Origin of the sequence: Amycolatopsis sp. NBC_00345 (assembly GCF_036116635.1) — a bacterium.
GTDB lineage: Bacteria > Actinomycetota > Actinomycetes > Mycobacteriales > Pseudonocardiaceae > Amycolatopsis.
The window spans coordinates 3863980-3879553 of the sequence record NZ_CP107995.1 but is presented as its reverse complement, the minus strand read 5'-3'; the positions used below and the strand labels follow the sequence as shown (position 1 = coordinate 3879553).

The following is a 15574-nucleotide window of genomic DNA, read 5'->3' as shown; positions in this document are numbered from 1 at the left end:
ACCCGGCCTTACTCGGGAGCCGGCCGCTCCGCGTGGGCGGCCAGGCCGTTGGCCATCTGCTGCATGATCCGGGGCATGACGCGCCGCAGGAGCAAGCCCGTGGCCCAGCCGGCGGCATAGGTGCCGTGCCAGTGGATGGCCGTGCCCCCGCCGGCCGGCGTGAGGTCGATGACCGCCCGGTAGTCGTGGAGGGCCTTGTTGAAGGCGTCCTCGTAGGTCAGCTGCTTTTCCTCGACGAGCCCGGTCAGCCGCTCGCCGGTCACCGTCTTACCGGTGCGGAACGCGCGGACGGCGCCGACCTGGTCCCGGCCGTCCGGGTCGAGCCCGCTGGACCGTTCGGCGTCCAGGCTGTCGACGGCCGACCAGACCGGCCAGGTGCGGGCGTCGAGGAGGAGGCGCCAGACGGCGGCCGGAGGCGCTGCCGTGGTCGCGTTGACGGAATAGCTCAGCATGATCGGAAATCCTTGATGACACACCCGGCCGTGGCCATGCGCGGGATTGCCGACAATCGATCAGCTGTTGCGGTACGCCGACGGCCGGACGCCGACCTGGCTCAGGAAGGCGGACGACAGCGCTCCGGGACTGGCGAACCCGCAGCGGCCGGCGATCTGGGCGATGGTGAGGGTGCTGCCGGACAGCAGCCGCTGCGCCTGTTCGATCCGCAACCGGGTGAGGAATCGATGGGGAGTTTCGCCCGTCTCCGCCCGGAAGACGCGGATGAAGTGGTACACGCTCAGGTGCGCTTCGGCGGCGATGCCGGCCAGCGTCAACGGCTCGGCCAGCTTTTCCTTCATGACGGCGATGCCCGCGCGGACCGCCGAGTGCTCGGGGCCGGGCAGGCGGTCGTGGTGGCCCTGGGTGAGCAGGTGTGTCGCGAGGAACGCCGCGGCGGATTCGGCGTACAGGTCGTTCGTGGCGGCAACGGCGGGAAGCGCGCGGACGATGTTCTCGACGACCGGGTCGCCCGCGCCCAGCGCGGCCGACAGCGCCTCGAAGTCCGGCCGCGGGCCGCCCAGCCGGTCCGCGGCCCGGTCCACGGTCGCGGACGGAATGTGCACCTGAACGGTGCGCATCGGCGACGCTGCCCGGTAGTCGCGCGTGCTCGCCTGCCCGGGCACCAGGAGTTCCAGGCTGCCGGGCACCCGGCGCCGCCGGTCCGGTTTCCCGCCGGCGCGGGTCCGCATGACCACGTCCCCGGCCACGTAGAGCACGAGGTGCAGGTCGGCCGCGGCCGGCATCGGCAGCTGCTCGGCCTCGGGCGCGTGGTCGAAACACTGCACGAGCAGCGACCGCCAGCTCGCGTCGTGCCAGCTGCAGTAGGTGCGCCGGACGTAGGGCGCCATGTCGAAATCGGCGTACGGCGCGAGGTCGAAGTCGGCGGAACGGAACACCACCGAACCAGGTTAGTCGATCGTGCGGCCGGGTGATTCGTGTCAACGCCCAGCGGTACATCAGGGGCGGCCAGGGCACTTGTGCGGTAAGCGCGGGCACAGTTTTCCCGCCGGAGCGGTGCCCGGCGACCGCCGCGCCCGCGGGCGCGGCGGTCGCCGAATAATCCCGGAAACCGTCAAGGGCATATTTGCCGATCGGAAACAATCCTCGTTTCCGCCGTGGAAAATGCCCGGGTGAAACGGAATCCCGAGCCGGGAAATATATGTCCGCTCCCACTGAACGGGATCGGTTGCTCCCCCCGGCGGTACTGCCTGCCAGCCGTGCCTGCTAGGGCGGATACCGTGGGCCACCGGCCTGAGGCAAGGCAACCTTGCTCACGTTCTCGTCAGGTGATACGTGACGAATGCGTTAAATCTCCATGTCCCCCTCCTGGTCGATCCTGATTTTTCTCCACCACGGCACGAAGATCACGGTGGGTTGTTGACGAAACCGGACCCCCCTGTTTAAGTTGCACCCCGTTACGCCTTATCACCCTTTCGTGCGTAGCGGGAGTTCTTATGCCTGTTGTGAAAGACGACTTCGGTTCCGCCGGGCTGGTAGTCGCGGTGTCGCCACTCCGGTGGCCGTCGGCGCGGTGCGTCGCGGCGGCCGGGCGCGGCGGCGCGCTCGGCGTGCTCGACCTGACCGGTGACGAGGCCGCGGGCGCGGAAGAACTCGCCCTGCTGGGGGAGTGGGGTACCCCGGAGTTCGGGGTCCGGCTCACGCACCCGCCGACGGGCGCTGACCTGCCCGAAGCCGCCCGCACGGTGCTGCTGACCGAAGACTCCCCCGGCACCGCGCGGGACTTCCCGGGCCGGCGAGTGCTGGCCGAGGTCACGAGCCGCGCGTCGGCCGCGCGGGCGGTCGCGGGCGGGGCTCACGGCTTGATCACCCGTGGTCATGAGTGCGGCGGCCGGGTGGGTGAGCTGAGCACGTTCGTGTTACTCCAGGCCCTGCTCGCGGACGAAACGCTCGACGTGCCCGTCTGGGCCGCCGGCGGGATCGGCCCGCACACTGCCGCCGCCGCGGTCGCGGGCGGCGCCGCCGGAGTCGTGCTGGACACCCAGCTCGCGCTGCTCCCGGAGGCCGAGCTGCCGCCGGCCGGCACCGTCGCGCTCACCGGCCTGGACGGCTCCGAGACCGTGGTGACCGATGGCGTCCGGCGGCTGGCTCCCCGGAACAGCCGCAGTAGCCGGGACAACAAAGACACCAAGGACAGTCACCGCGAACCACTCGAAGCCGGCCAGGATGTTTTCCTCGCCACGAGGTTCCGCGACCGCTGGGCCACCGTGACCGCCTCGGTGCGCGGCATCCGCGACGCCATCGGCGAAGCACTGGCCACGGACACCCGTGTGCTCGGCCCCGACACCGCCGGCAGCCGCGCGTTCGGCACCGCGCTGCCGGTCGCGCAGGGGCCGATGACCCGGGTCAGCGACCAGGCCGCGTTCGCCGCCGAGGTCGCCGCGGCCGGCGGGCTCCCGTTCATCGCACTGGCCCTGTCCGGCCCGGACCAGACCCGCGAAGTCCTGCTGCGGACCCGCGAGGCGGTCGGTGACGCGCCGTGGGGCGTCGGCGTGCTCGGCTTCGCCGCCGACGACGTGAAAGCCGCGCAGCTCGAGGTCATCCGCGAGCTGCGCCCGTCGCACGCGATCATCGCCGGGGGCCGCCCGGCGCAGGCCGCCGACCTCGAAGCGGCCGGCATCGCGACCTTCCTGCACGTGCCCTCGCCCGGGCTGCTGAAGCAGTTCCTCGAAGCCGGCGCGCGCAAGTTCGTCTTCGAGGGCTCGGAATGCGGCGGCCACGTCGGGCCGCGCACGAGCTTTCCGTTGTGGGAGGCCCAGCTCGGCGTCCTCGCCGACTTCCTCGCCGTCACACCGGACGCCGCGCGCGAGCTGCAGATCCTGTTCGCCGGCGGGATCCACGACGAGCGTTCTGCCGCGATGGTCGCCGCGCTCACCGCGCCCGTGGCCGCGCGGGGCGCCGCGATCGGCGTGCTGATGGGCACCGCGTACCTGTTCACCCGCGAGGCGGTCGACGCCGGCGCCGTGCTGCCGCTGTTCCAGCGCCAGCTGCTCGACGCCGAGCACACCGACCTGCTGGAGACCGCGCCCGGGCACGCCACCCGCTGCGTCCGCAGCCCGTTCACCGAGGAGTACGCGGCGGTCAAGGCCGGCCTCGCCGGGCGCGGCGTGCCCAGCCGGGACGCCTGGGAGCAGCTGGAGACCCTCAACGTCGGACGGCTTCGCCTGGCCAGCAAGGGAATCGAGCGCGTCGGCGCCGCCCTGCGCGAGGTCGGCGAGGACCGGCAGCTGGCCGAGGGGATGTTCATGGCCGGCGAGGTCGCCGTGCTGCGCTCGGCCGTCACCACGATCGCGGACCTGCACGCCTCGGTCGGTGACGGCGCGAACGCCTTCCTGCGCGCCCGGGCCGCCGCCGTCGCCGACTCCACGCCCGAGCCGCCCGCCCCGGAACCGCTCGACATCGCGATCGTCGGGATGGCCTGCATGTTCCCGCAGGCCCCGGACCTCGCCGCGTTCTGGGCGAACGTCCTCGCCGGCGCGGACGCGGTCACCGAGGTGCCGCCGCAGCGCTGGGACACCTCGCTCTACTACGACCCGGACGGCCAGGGCGAGCGCACCCCGTCCCGGTGGGGCGGGTTCCTCCCGGAGATCGGGTTCGACCCGCTGCAGTACGGCATCCCGCCGTCGTCGCTGGCCGGCATCGAACCCGTGCAGCTGCTGGCGCTCGAAGCCGCGCACCGCGCGCTCGCCGACGCCGGGTACGCGGACCGCGCCTTCGACCGCTCGCGGACCTCGGTGGTGTTCGGCGCCGAGGCCGGCAGCGACCTGTCCAACGCCATGACCCTTCGCTCGGTCCTGCCCGCTTATGTGGGCGAGCTGCCGCCCGGGCTCGACGAGCAGCTGCCCCGGCTCACCGAGGACTCGTTCCCGGGGGTGCTGGCCAACGTCATCGCCGGGCGCATCGCCAACCGGCTCGACCTCGGCGGCGCCAACTACACCGTCGACGCGGCGTGCGCGTCCTCGCTCACCGCGGTCGACGCCGCCTGCAAGGAGCTGGCCGGCGGCACCAGCGACCTCGTCCTCTGCGGCGGCGCCGACCTGCACAACGGCATCAACGACTACCTCCTGTTCGCCTCGGCGCACGCGCTTTCCCCGACCGGCCGCTCGGCGACGTTCGACAGCGCCGCCGACGGCATCGCGCTTGGCGAAGGCGTCGCGTGCGTCGTGCTGAAGCGGCTCGCCGACGCGGACCGCGACGGCGACCGGGTGTACGCGGTGATCAAGGGCGTGGGCGCCGCCAGCGACGGCCGCGCGCTCGGCCTCACCGCACCGCGGCCGGAAGGCCAGCACAACGCGCTCACCCGCGCCTACCGCAACGCACGCGTGTCCCCGGCGCAGGTCGGGCTGGTCGAGGCGCACGGCACCGGGACCGTGGTCGGCGACCGGACCGAGCTGGGCACGCTGACGCAGGTGTTCACCGAGGCCGGGGCCGCGCCGGGCGGCTGCACGATCGGCTCGGTGAAGTCGCAGATCGGGCACACCAAGTGCGCCGCGGGCCTGGCCGGGCTGATCAAGGCCGCGCTCGCCGTGCACACCGGCGTGAAACCGCCGACGCTGCACCTGGCTTCGCCGAACCCCGCATGGGACGCCGAAACGAGCCCGTTCGTGTTCCAGGCGGCCGCACAGCCGTGGGCCGCGCCGCCCGCCGAGCGGATCGCCGGGGTCAGCGCGTTCGGCTTCGGCGGCACGAACTTCCACGTGGTGCTCGGCGCGCACGCCGGTGGGGTACCGCCGGCCCAGGTCGGCGACGAATGGCCGGCCGAGCTGTTCACCTTCACGGCCGACGCGGCGGTGCGGGACCTGCTCACGCTCGTCCAGGACGTGCCCGCCGGGCACCGGCCGTGGCGGCTGCGGGACCTGGCGCTGAGCGCGTCGCGCCGGGCCGAGGCCGCCGTCGCGTCGGGCGCGCGGATCCGGCTCGCGCTCGTCGCGTCCACTGTGGACGAACTGGCCGGGTTGCTGCGCCAGGCGCTCACCGGGCAGGACGCCCCCGGCGTGCTCCGCGCGGACGGCACCGAACCGGGCGAGGTCGCGGTGCTGTTCCCCGGGCAGGGCAGCCAGCGCCCCGGCATGCTCGCCGAGCTGTTCGTGACCTTCCCCGAGCTGCACCGCTACCTCAGGCTCGATCCGGCCACCACGGACGCTGTGTTCGGCCCGGCGGTGTTCGGCGAGCCCGCGCGGCAGGCCGCGGCCGACCGCGTCACCGACACCCGCGTCGCCCAGCCCGCGCTCGGACTGGCCGGGCTGGCCGCGTTCCGGCTGCTGACTCGCGCGGGCGTCCGGCCGGCCATGCTCGGCGGGCACAGCTACGGCGAGCTCACCGCACTGGCCGCGGCCGGCTCCCTGACCCCGGACGCGTTGCTGCGCGCGAGCCACGCGCGGGCCGAGGCGATCATCGACGCGGTGCCCGAGGCCGACCCGGGCGCGATGGCCGCGGTCACGGCGCCCGCCCCGGACGTCGGGAAGGTCCTCGCCGACGCGGGACTCGCCGAAGTCGTGCTGGCCAACCACAATTCGCCCCGGCAGACGGTGATCTCCGGGCCGACCGCCGACGTCGAGGCCGCGGTCGGGCACCTGCGCGCCGCCGGGCTCAGCGCGAAGCGGATCGCGGTCGCGTGCGCGTTCCACAGCCCGCTGGTCGCCGGCGCGGGCGAGTCGTTCGGCCGGGCGCTGGCGGCGTTCGACGTCGTGGCCCCCGCCGTCCCGGTGTACGGAAACCGCACCGCGGCCCCGTATCCGGCGGACCCGGACGAGGTCCGCGCCGGACTGGCCGCCCAGCTCGGCTCGCCGGTCCGGTTCGTCGAGCAGGTCGAGGCGATGTACGCGGCCGGCGCCAGGGTGTTCGTCGAGGCCGGGCCCGGCGCGGTGCTGGCCCGCCAGGTCGAGGCGATCCTCGGTGACCGTCCACACCGGACGGTCGGGTTCGAGCAGCCGGGACGGCGCGGGCTGGCCGGGTTCCTCGGCGCCTTGGCCGCACTGGCCGTCTCCGGCGCGGCCGTCGAAACCGGCTGGCTGTTCCGCGGCCGTGACGCCGTCGACGCGGCCAAGGCGAAGCGGCCGAAGCGTCCCGGATGGACAGTCGACGGCCAGCTGGTCCGCACCGCGGACGGCACGATCCCGGCCGCGGCCCTGCACCCCGCCCAGCGCCTCCCGGAGGTTCTTGTGACCACACCCCAGCCCGGCGTCCCGGCCGGCGGCGCCGAGGCGATGGTCGCCGATTTCCTGCGCACCAGCCGGGAGATGATCGCGGCCCAGCGTGACGTCCTGCTCGGTTACCTCGGCGCCGACCCGGCCGCCGCACCGGTGTTCGAGGCCGCGTCGGTTCCCCTCGCCGTCGTCGCCCCGGCACCGGTCCCGGAGCTGGCGCCGGTGGCCGTGCCGGAGGTGGCCCCGGTGGTTTCGCGCCCGGTGCTGGAGACGGTGATCGAGGTGATCGGGGAGCGGACCGGTTATCCGGTGGAGATGATCGAGCCGGACCTTGATCTCGAAGCGGATTTGAGCGTTGACTCGATCAAGCGCGCGGAGATCGCCGGTGAGCTGGCTACGCGGTTGGGTCTGGAGATCGGTGGGGATGTCGAGGAACTCGCGAAGGCTCGTACCGCGGCGACCATCGCTGAGCTGATCGGTGCCCAGCGCCCCAATGTGGCGTTGGTTGCGTCCAACGCACCGAACGCCACATTGGTTGCGTTGGACGCACCGAACGCCACATTGGGGCGTTCGGTGCTGGAGACGGTGATCGAGGTGATCGGGGAGCGGACCGGGTATCCGGTGGAGATGATCGAGCCGGATCTCGACCTTGAGGCGGATTTGAGTGTTGATTCGATCAAGCGGGCGGAGATCGCCGGTGAGCTGGCTACGCGGTTGGGTCTTGAGATCGGCGATGATGTCGAGGAACTCGCGAAGGCCCGTACCGCGGCGACGATCGCCGAGCTGATCAGCGGTCCGGCCGCGCCGGAGAGCACCCCGGAGAGCACCCCGGAGACCACGCCGGAGATCACCCCGGCGCGTTCCGAGGAACCCACGCCGGTGATCGTGGCGCCGAAACGGCTCGTGATGACTGAGTTCGAGCTGGCCCCCGCCGGCGCGCCGGACGTGGCGGGGCGAAAGTTCCTCCTGCTGGGCGAAGGGCCGCTGGCCGAGGCCGTCCGCGCCCGGCTGATCGGGCTGGGCGCGGAGGCGGAGCTCGCCGCGGACGTCCGGGCCGGGTTCGACGGTGTCCTCCACCTGCCGGAGCCGGGTACGGGGCCGGCAGGCGGGCCGACGCTGCCGGAGGCCTTCCCCGGCTACCGCGCCGCGCTCGCCGGGAATCCCCGCTGGCTGCTGACCGCGGGGCCGGGTGAGGGCCTGCGCGGGTTCTACCGCAGCGTCGCCCGCGAGTACCCGGACACCCTGGCCCGGGTCGTGGAACACCCGCCGGGCACGGAAACCGGCGAGATCGCCGCCGGACTGGTCGCCGAACTGTCCACTGTGGATCGTGAGCCGGTGGTGCTGCGCGGCGGCACCCGGCGCGGTCTCCGGATGACCCACGAAGGCCTGGGCCTGCTCGGCAGCAGCGGCGCGGGACCGGCGGGCGACGGCGCGGCCGAGGCGGCCGCCGCCGGGCTGGACCGCGGCTCCGTCGTCCTGCTGGTCGGCGGGGCGAAGGGGATCACCGCGCGGTTCGCCGCGACCCTGGCCGCCGCGTCACGCTGCCGGATCGAGCTGCTCGGCCGGACGCCGGTGCCGCCCGCCGCCGACGCCTACCCGAACGCGGCCGGCGCGAAGGAACTCCGGGCCGCCCTGATCGCGGACGGGCAGAAAGTCCCGGCCGAGATCGAACGCGCGGTACGGCGCGTCCTGGGCGAACGCGAGGTCCGCGGCACCCTCGAACGGCTCGAAGCGCTGGGCAGCCCGGTGCGGTACCAGTCCGTCGACATGCTGGACGCCGAAGCCGTGCACCGCGCGGTCAAGGAGATCCACGCCGAGCACGGCCGCCTCGACGGCATCGTCTACGCGGCGGGCGTGATCGACGACAAGCTGATCGCGCAGAAGTCCCCGGAATCGTTCGCCCGGGTGTATGGCACGAAGGTCGACGGCGCCCGGACACTGCTGGACGCGACCGCGGAACTGCCGGGGCAGCCCCGGTTCGTGGTGCTCTTCGGCAGCATCGCGGCGACGCTGGGCAACCGCGGCCAATCGGACTACGCCGCCGCGAACGACGCGCTGGAGGCGCTCGGCCGCGCCTGGCCCGCCGGGCGCGCGGTGACCGTCCACTGGGGACCGTGGGCCCCGACCGGCACCAACGACGGCATGGTCAGCCCCGAGCTGATGCGCGACTACGCCCGCCGCGGCATCCAGCTGATCGACCCGGAGGAGGGCACGCTCGGCCTGCTGCGCGAGCTGGCCTGGGGCCGGCCGGAAACCACCGCCGTCGTCTACACCGCGTCGGGCTGGTGATGCGGATGCCGGAGCAGGTGGCGATCGTCGGCATGTCGGTGCTGCTGCCCGGCGCGCCCGACCTCGACACGTACTGGCAGAACCTGCTCGGCGGCGTCGACGCGATCACCGAAGTGCCGGCTGGGAAGTGGGACAGCGCGTATTACGCGCCCGAAGCCGACCGCCGCGCCGACCGCGTTTACTGCCGGCGCGGCGGTTTCGTCGACGAACTGGCCGAAGTGGACGCCACCGGGTTCGGGATCATGCCGAACTCGGTGCCCGCCACCGAACCCGACCAGCTGATCGCGCTGCGGGTCGCGGCGCAGGCGCTCGCGGACGCGGGCGGCGCGGACCGGCTGCCCGCCGACCGCGGCCGGGTCGGCGTCATCCTCGGCCGCGGCGGTTACCTCACCCCGGGCCTGGCCCGGCTCGACCAGCGGGTCCGCACCGCGAGCCAGCTCGTCCGCACCCTCGGCGAACTGCTGCCGGAACTCGGCGCCGACCGTCTCGAGACGGTCCGGCAGGCGTTCACCGACCAGCTCGGCCCGGAGGCGCCGGAGTCCGCCATCGGGCTGGTGCCCAACCTCGCCGCGTCCCGGCTGGCCAACCGGCTCGACCTGCGCGGCCCGGCGTACACAGTGGACGCCGCCTGCGCGTCCTCGCTGATCGCCGTCGACCACGCCGTGCGGGAGCTGGCCTCCGGCCGGTGCGACGTCGTGCTCGCCGGCGGGGTGCACCACTGCCACGACATCACGTTCTGGAGTGTGTTCAGCCAGCTCGGCGCGCTTTCGCCGTCCGAGCGCATCCGGCCGTTCCACCGTGACGCCGACGGCGTGCTGATCGGCGAGGGCACCGGGGTGGTGGTGCTCAAACGGCTCGCCGACGCCGAACGGGACGGCGACCGCGTCTACGCCGTGATCACCGGGACCGGCGTCGCCTCCGACGGCCGGACCGCGAGCCTGGCCAGCCCCGATTCCGGTGGCCAGGTCCGGGCCGTGCGCCAGGCCTGGGCCGCGGCCGGGCTGGACCCGGCCGACCCGGACTCGATCGGCCTGCTGGAGGCGCACGGCACGGCGACGCCGGCCGGGGACGGGGCCGAACTGGCCACCCTCGCCGAGGTTTTCGGCGCCGCGGGCAGCGCGGTGCTCGGCTCGGTCAAGTCGATGATCGGGCACACCATGCCCGCGGCCGGGGTCGCCGGGCTGATCAAGGCCGCGCTGGCCGTGCACCACGCGAAACTGCTGCCGACCCTGCACTGCGAAGACCCGCACCCCGCCCTCGCGAAGACCCGGTTCGCCACCCTCGACGTGGCGAAACCGTGGGACGCGCCGGTGCGCCGCGCCGGGGTCAACGCGTTCGGGTTCGGCGGGATCAACGCCCACGTCGTGCTCGAACAGGCCCCGCGCCCGGCCGGCCCGGTGGTCGTGCACGAGGTCGAACGTGTGCTGCGGCTGGCCGCGCCGACCGTGGACGCGCTGCGTGAAGTGTTGTCCGGCAAGGATTCCGCGGTGCTGGCCGCCCGGGAGGGCGAGGGCCCGGTCCGGCTCGGGGTCGTCGACCCGACGGAGAAACGGCTCGCGCTGGCCCGTAAAGCCGTCGGCCGGGGAAAGCCGTGGCGTGGCCGCAACGACGTCTGGTTCGCCGACCGGCCGCTGCTCGGCCCGGGCGGCGGACGGCTCGCGTTCGTCTTCCCCGGGCTGGAGTCCGAGCTGACGCTGAACTGCGGGGACGTCGCGCGCCACTTCGGGCTGCCGTGGCGGCACACGGAGGCCGTGGTCGGCGACGTCGGCCGCCAGGGCACCGCGGTGTTCGAGCTGGGACGGCTGCTCGACGCGGCGCTGGCCCGGATCGGCGTGGTCCCCGACGCGCTGGCGGGCCACAGCCTCGGCGAGTGGACCGCGATGGCCGCGGGCGGCCTGCACGCCGCCGACGAGGTGGACGCGTTCCTGGCCGGGTTCGACCCGGACGCACTGGTCGTCCCCGGCCTGGCGTTCGCCGTGGTCGGCGCGCCCGCGTCCCAGGTCCTCGACGAGCTGGCCGGCCGCGAGGACGTGGTGCTGTCCCACGACAACTCACCCCACCAGGCGATGATCTGCGGACCGGCCGCGGCGGTCGGCGACCTCGTGACGCGGTTCCGCGCGGCGGGCGTCGTCACGCAGGTGCTGCCGTTCCGCACCGGCTTCCACACCCCGATGCTGAGCCCCTACCTCGGCCCGATCCGCGCCGCGGCCGAGCGCTACACCCTGCACCCGGCGAAGGTGCCGGTCTGGTCGGCGACCACGGCGTCGGAATACCCGTCCGGCGCGGGGGAGATCCGGGAGCTGTTCGTGCGGCACCTGCTGGAGCCGGTGCGGTTCCGGCCGACGGTCGAGGCGATGCACGCGGCCGGGTTCCGCGCGTTCGTCCAGCTCGGGGCCGGGCAGCTCGGCTCGCTGATCGGCGACACCCTGCACGGCAGCGAGCACCTGGTCGTCTCGGCGCACTCCGCGCACCGCCCGGGGCTGGCCCAGCTGCGGCGGGTCGCGACCGCGCTGTGGGCCGACGGCCTGCCGGTCGACGCCGCGGCGCTGCCGGGCCCGGTGCGTGCCGCGGCCCCGCGGACGGCGGTCAAGCTGGACCTCGGCGGACGGCTGGTCTCCCTCGACGACCGGACGCGGGCCCAGCTCGGCGCGCAGCTCACGGTGTCTACAGTGGACGGACTGGGCGCGCTGGCCGAGGGGCCTCCGCTGGCCGCCGAGTTCGCCGCCCTGCTCAAGGACACCGCCGACCTCGCGTCCACAGTGCTCGCCGGCCGGGGCACGCTGTCGCGGCGTCTCCCGCCGCCGAAGGAGCTGCGGACCACGCTGGCGGTGTCGATCGAGGCGATGCCGTACCTGGTCGACCACTGCTTCTTCAAACAGCCACCGCAGGCGGACGTGGCCGACCGCTGGCCGATCGTGCCCGCCACCACGGTGATCCACCACCTGATGGGCTTCGCGGAGCAGGCCGCGCCGGGCCGTCGCGCGGTCGCGGTGCACGACGTCCGGCTGAACCAGTGGATCACCGCGACCCCCGCGGTTTCCGTGCCGGTCCGGGTCCTGCCGCAGGGCCGGGGCCGGGTGCTCGCGTCGCTGGGCGGCTACTCCCAGGCCGTGGTCGAGCTGGCCCCGGACTACCCGGCTGATCCGCCCGCGCCGTGGCGGTTCCCCGCCTCGGCCGAGCAGGTGCCGTCGACGACCGCCGCCGAGCTGTACGCCGACCGCTGGATGTTCCACGGGCCGCGGTTCCAGGGCGTCACCGAGCTGACCGCGATCGGCGAACGCCATGTGCGGGCCGGGCTGACCACCCCGCCCGCCCCCGGCGCGCTGCTGGACAACGTCGGCCAGGTGCTGGGCTACTGGATCATGGCCCGGCTGCCCGAGCGCACCACCGTCTTCCCGGTCGCGATGCGCGAGATCCGGTTCCACGGCGCGCATCCGGCGCCGGGGGAGCGGCTCGAGTGCCTGGTGAAGATCACCTCGCTGACCGAGGAGTTCCTCGAAGCCGACATGCAGCTCGTCCACAATGGACGAGTCTGGGCGGAGTTCGCCGGCTGGCGCGACCGGCGCTTCGACAGCACCCCCGAGATCCGCCAGGCCGACCGGACCCCGGAACGCGCGACGCTGTCGAGGCCGCAGCCCGGCGGCTGGGTCCTGGTGCACGAGCAGTGGCCGGACCTGGCCACGCGCGAGCTGATCATGCGCAACTACCTCGCGGGCGCCGAGCGTGAGGCCTACGAACACCGCCCGCCCCGAGGGCGCCGCCAGTGGCTGCTCGGCCGGATCGCGGCGAAGGACGCCGTGCGCCGGTTGCTCTGGGCGGACGGCGAGCGTGAGATGTTCCCGGCCGAACTGCGCATCGGCAACGACGAGACCGGCCGTCCTCATGCGACCGGCGCGTACGGGCGTGAGCTGCCGCCGTTGACGATTTCGGTGGCCCACCGGGCCGAAGCCGGTGTCGCGATCGCACGGTACGGGCCGTGCGGCATCGACGTCGAAGAGGTCAAGCCGCGTCCTGATTCCACTGTGGACGCGGCGTTGAGCGCGGCCGAACGGGCGCTGCTGGCGGCCGAGGACGGCGAGCCGGACCGCTGGTTCGCGCGGTTCTGGACCGCGAAGGAAGCTGTGGCGAAGCTGCTGGGCACGGGGCTGCGGGGCGAGCCACGGAATTTCGAGGTCGTGGTGGCTTCGCCGGAAGCTCTGACCGTGCGCGTGGGCGGGCACGAGTACCGCGTGGGCTCCACCGGCCTCACGAATCTGCCCGGGCTGCCGGCGCGCGAGTACGTCGTGGCCTGGACCGAAGAGAAGAAGGAGACGGGAAAATGAGCATCGAGACCACGGCCGTGGACGAGGTGACCGTGCTCGCGCGGCTCAGCGAAATGCTGCGAGTGCTGCTGGAAGAGTACGGCCTTGATGACGCCGAGATCACCATGGACACCACCTTCCACGACGACCTCGAACTTGAGAGCGTCGACCTGGTGGCGCTGTCCGGGCAGCTGCGCGAGCACTACGGCGACCGCGTCAACTTCGCCACCTTCATCGCCGAACGCGACCTGGACGAGATCATCGCGCTGACCATCGGCGAGCTGGTCCGCTACATCGTCGGTTCCCTGCGGGCCGCGCCGTGAGCCGGGTCCGGGCGGGCGAGCTGGACGTGCACGTCCAGCGGCTGACCCCGGAAACGCCACTGCACGGTACTGCGCCCAACCAGGAAGCGCCGATCGTGGTGTGCGTCCACGGCCTGCTCACCGACAGCCTCGCCAGCTACTACTTCACCCTCGGCCCGGCCTTCGCCGAGCGCGGCCTCGACGTGATCATGTACGACCTGCGCGGGCACGGCCGGACCACCCGCCCGCCGGACGGGTACCGGCTGGAGCAGTTCATCGGCGACCTGGTCGCGCTGCTCGAAGCCGAGGGCGTCACGCGGCCGGTGTACGTGGTGGGCAACTCCTTCGGCGGTTCGGTGGCGTACGGCCTCGCCGCCGCCCGGCCGGACCTGGTCGCCGGTGTCGTGGCGATCGAGGCCGAGCCGCCGACGCAGGAGTGGATCCGGCACATGGCCGACGGCCTGGCCGACGCGAAGCACCGGCTGGGCCTCGACGAGGTGATCGGCTGGATCAAGGAGCACCACGGCGCGCACACCGCCCGGCTGTCGAAGGGGGCGGGCAAGGTCCTCCAGGTCACCACGATGGCCGAGGACATCCCGCGCAGCGCCACGATCGACGACGACCTCTCCGCGGTCCGCTGCCCGGTGCTCGCCATCTTCGGCGCGGACTCCGGGCTTTCCGCGCAGGTGCCGCACCTGCAGGAGAGCCTGGCCGTGTGCCGGACCGAGGTGCTGCCCGACCAGGGGCACTCGGTGCTGGTCGAGCGGACGGCCGAAACGATCGAGCTGATCTTCGACTGGGTCCGGGACACCTCGCGGGTCCCGGTGCGGGCGCGCTAGTGGCCCGGTTCCTGTTCGTGGTGCCGCCCCTGGTCGGGCACGTCAACCCGGCCACCGGGGTCGCGGCCGAGCTGGCCGCGCGCGGGCACGAGGTCGCCTGGGCCGGGCACGGCGAGCTGCTGCGACGGCTGGCCGGCGCGGACGCGCGGGTGTACCCGTGCGCGCTGCCGCCGGAGACGGCCCGTCCGCCCGGGCTCAAGGGCCCCGCGGCGCTGCAGTTCCTCTGGCAGGACTTCCTCATCCCGCTCGCCGACGCGATGGCGCCCGGGGTGCACGCGGCGATCGGCGCGTTCGAGCCGGACGTGGTGGTCGCCGACCAGCAGGCGCTGGCGGGCGGCTTGATCGCGGAAGCCCGCGGCGTGCCCTGGGTGACCTCGGCGACGACGTCGGCCGAGCTGCTCGACCCGCTCGCGGGCATGCCGAAGGTCGCGAGCTGGGTCGGCGACCTGCTGACGGCGTTGCGCTCGCGGATCGCGGACGGCCGGGGCCGGGCGGATCCCCGGTTCTCCCCGCACGGCGTGCTGGCGTTCACCACCCGCGAGCTGCTCGGCGCGGCCACGGTGGCGGGGCCGGTCTGGCTGGTCGGCCCGTCGATCACCGCCCGTCCGTCCACATCGGACTTCCCGTGGGCGTGGCTCGACGCGCCGCAGCCGACCGTGCTGGTATCGCTCGGCACGGCGAACACCGATGCGGGAGCGGCGTTCCTGGCCACGGTGGCCGCCGCGTTCGCCGGTCTGGCCGGCCGGGCGCGCGCGGTGATCGCCGACCCGGGCGGGGTGCTCGGCGAGGTCGCGCCGAACGTCCTGGTCCGTCCCGAGGTCCCGCAGCTGCCGTTGCTGGCGCGGGTCGACGCCGTGCTCTGCCACGCGGGGCACAACACGGTCTGCGAGTCGCTCTGGCACGGTCTCCCGCTGGTGGTCGCGCCGATCCGCGACGATCAGCCGATCGTCGCCGGCCAGGTCGTGGACGCGGGCGCCGGGCTCCGGCTGCGCTTCGGCCGGGCCGACGCGCCACGGATCACCACGGCCGTCGACGCGGTGCTGACCGATCCCGCGTACCGCCTGGCCGCTCGCAGGATCGCGGCTTCCTTCCACGCGGCGGGGGGCAGCCCGGCCGCCGCGGGCCACCTGGAGCAGCTCGCGAAGGAGCGCACACTGTCCTCTCGGGCCTGAACATGCCCTGAA

Annotated in this window: 7 protein-coding genes; 5 read left to right on the top strand and 2 right to left on the bottom strand. The window is 73.8% G+C overall.

Translation table 11 applies throughout. The features are described 5' to 3' along the window. Positions 1-8 precede the first annotated feature (8 nt). Together OG943_RS17050 and OG943_RS17045 are read right to left on the bottom strand one after the other, a co-directional pair. On the bottom strand, positions 9-452 hold the full coding sequence (locus tag OG943_RS17050) for an SRPBCC family protein (protein WP_328610756.1): 444 nt from the start codon (positions 450-452) through the stop codon (positions 9-11). Between the two features lie 60 nt (positions 453-512). After that, positions 513-1394: an AraC family transcriptional regulator gene (locus tag OG943_RS17045; RefSeq protein WP_328610755.1), complete on the bottom strand. Its 882-nt coding sequence runs from the start codon at positions 1392-1394 to the stop codon at positions 513-515. A 555-nt stretch (positions 1395-1949) separates the two neighbouring features. On the opposite strand from OG943_RS17045, the gene OG943_RS17040 reads away from it, so the two are divergent. From OG943_RS17040 to OG943_RS17020, 5 genes are read left to right on the top strand one after another with little or no spacing between them, the layout of a single operon-like run. Further along, positions 1950-8948 (top strand): SDR family NAD(P)-dependent oxidoreductase, encoded by a 6999-nt coding sequence (locus OG943_RS17040; protein WP_328610754.1) that lies wholly within the window; start codon positions 1950-1952, stop codon positions 8946-8948. Continuing rightward, the gene (locus OG943_RS17035) at positions 8948-13270 is read left to right on the top strand and encodes a beta-ketoacyl synthase N-terminal-like domain-containing protein (RefSeq protein ID WP_442874791.1); all 4323 of its coding nucleotides are present in this window, start codon (positions 8948-8950) and stop codon (positions 13268-13270) included. Before OG943_RS17040 ends, OG943_RS17035 begins: the two co-directional genes overlap by 1 nt. After that, complete coding sequence (locus OG943_RS17030; RefSeq protein WP_328610752.1) at positions 13267-13572, top strand: acyl carrier protein; 306 nt, start codon at positions 13267-13269, stop codon at positions 13570-13572. Before OG943_RS17035 ends, OG943_RS17030 begins: the two co-directional genes overlap by 4 nt. Beyond that, positions 13569-14390, top strand: coding sequence for an alpha/beta fold hydrolase (locus OG943_RS17025; RefSeq protein ID WP_328610751.1), 822 nt, complete (start codon positions 13569-13571; stop codon positions 14388-14390). The genes OG943_RS17030 and OG943_RS17025 overlap by 4 nt, the downstream gene beginning before the upstream one ends. Further along, complete coding sequence (locus OG943_RS17020) at positions 14390-15562, top strand: glycosyltransferase (RefSeq protein ID WP_328610750.1); 1173 nt, start codon at positions 14390-14392, stop codon at positions 15560-15562. Before OG943_RS17025 ends, OG943_RS17020 begins: the two co-directional genes overlap by 1 nt. Positions 15563-15574: the final 12 nt, after the last annotated feature.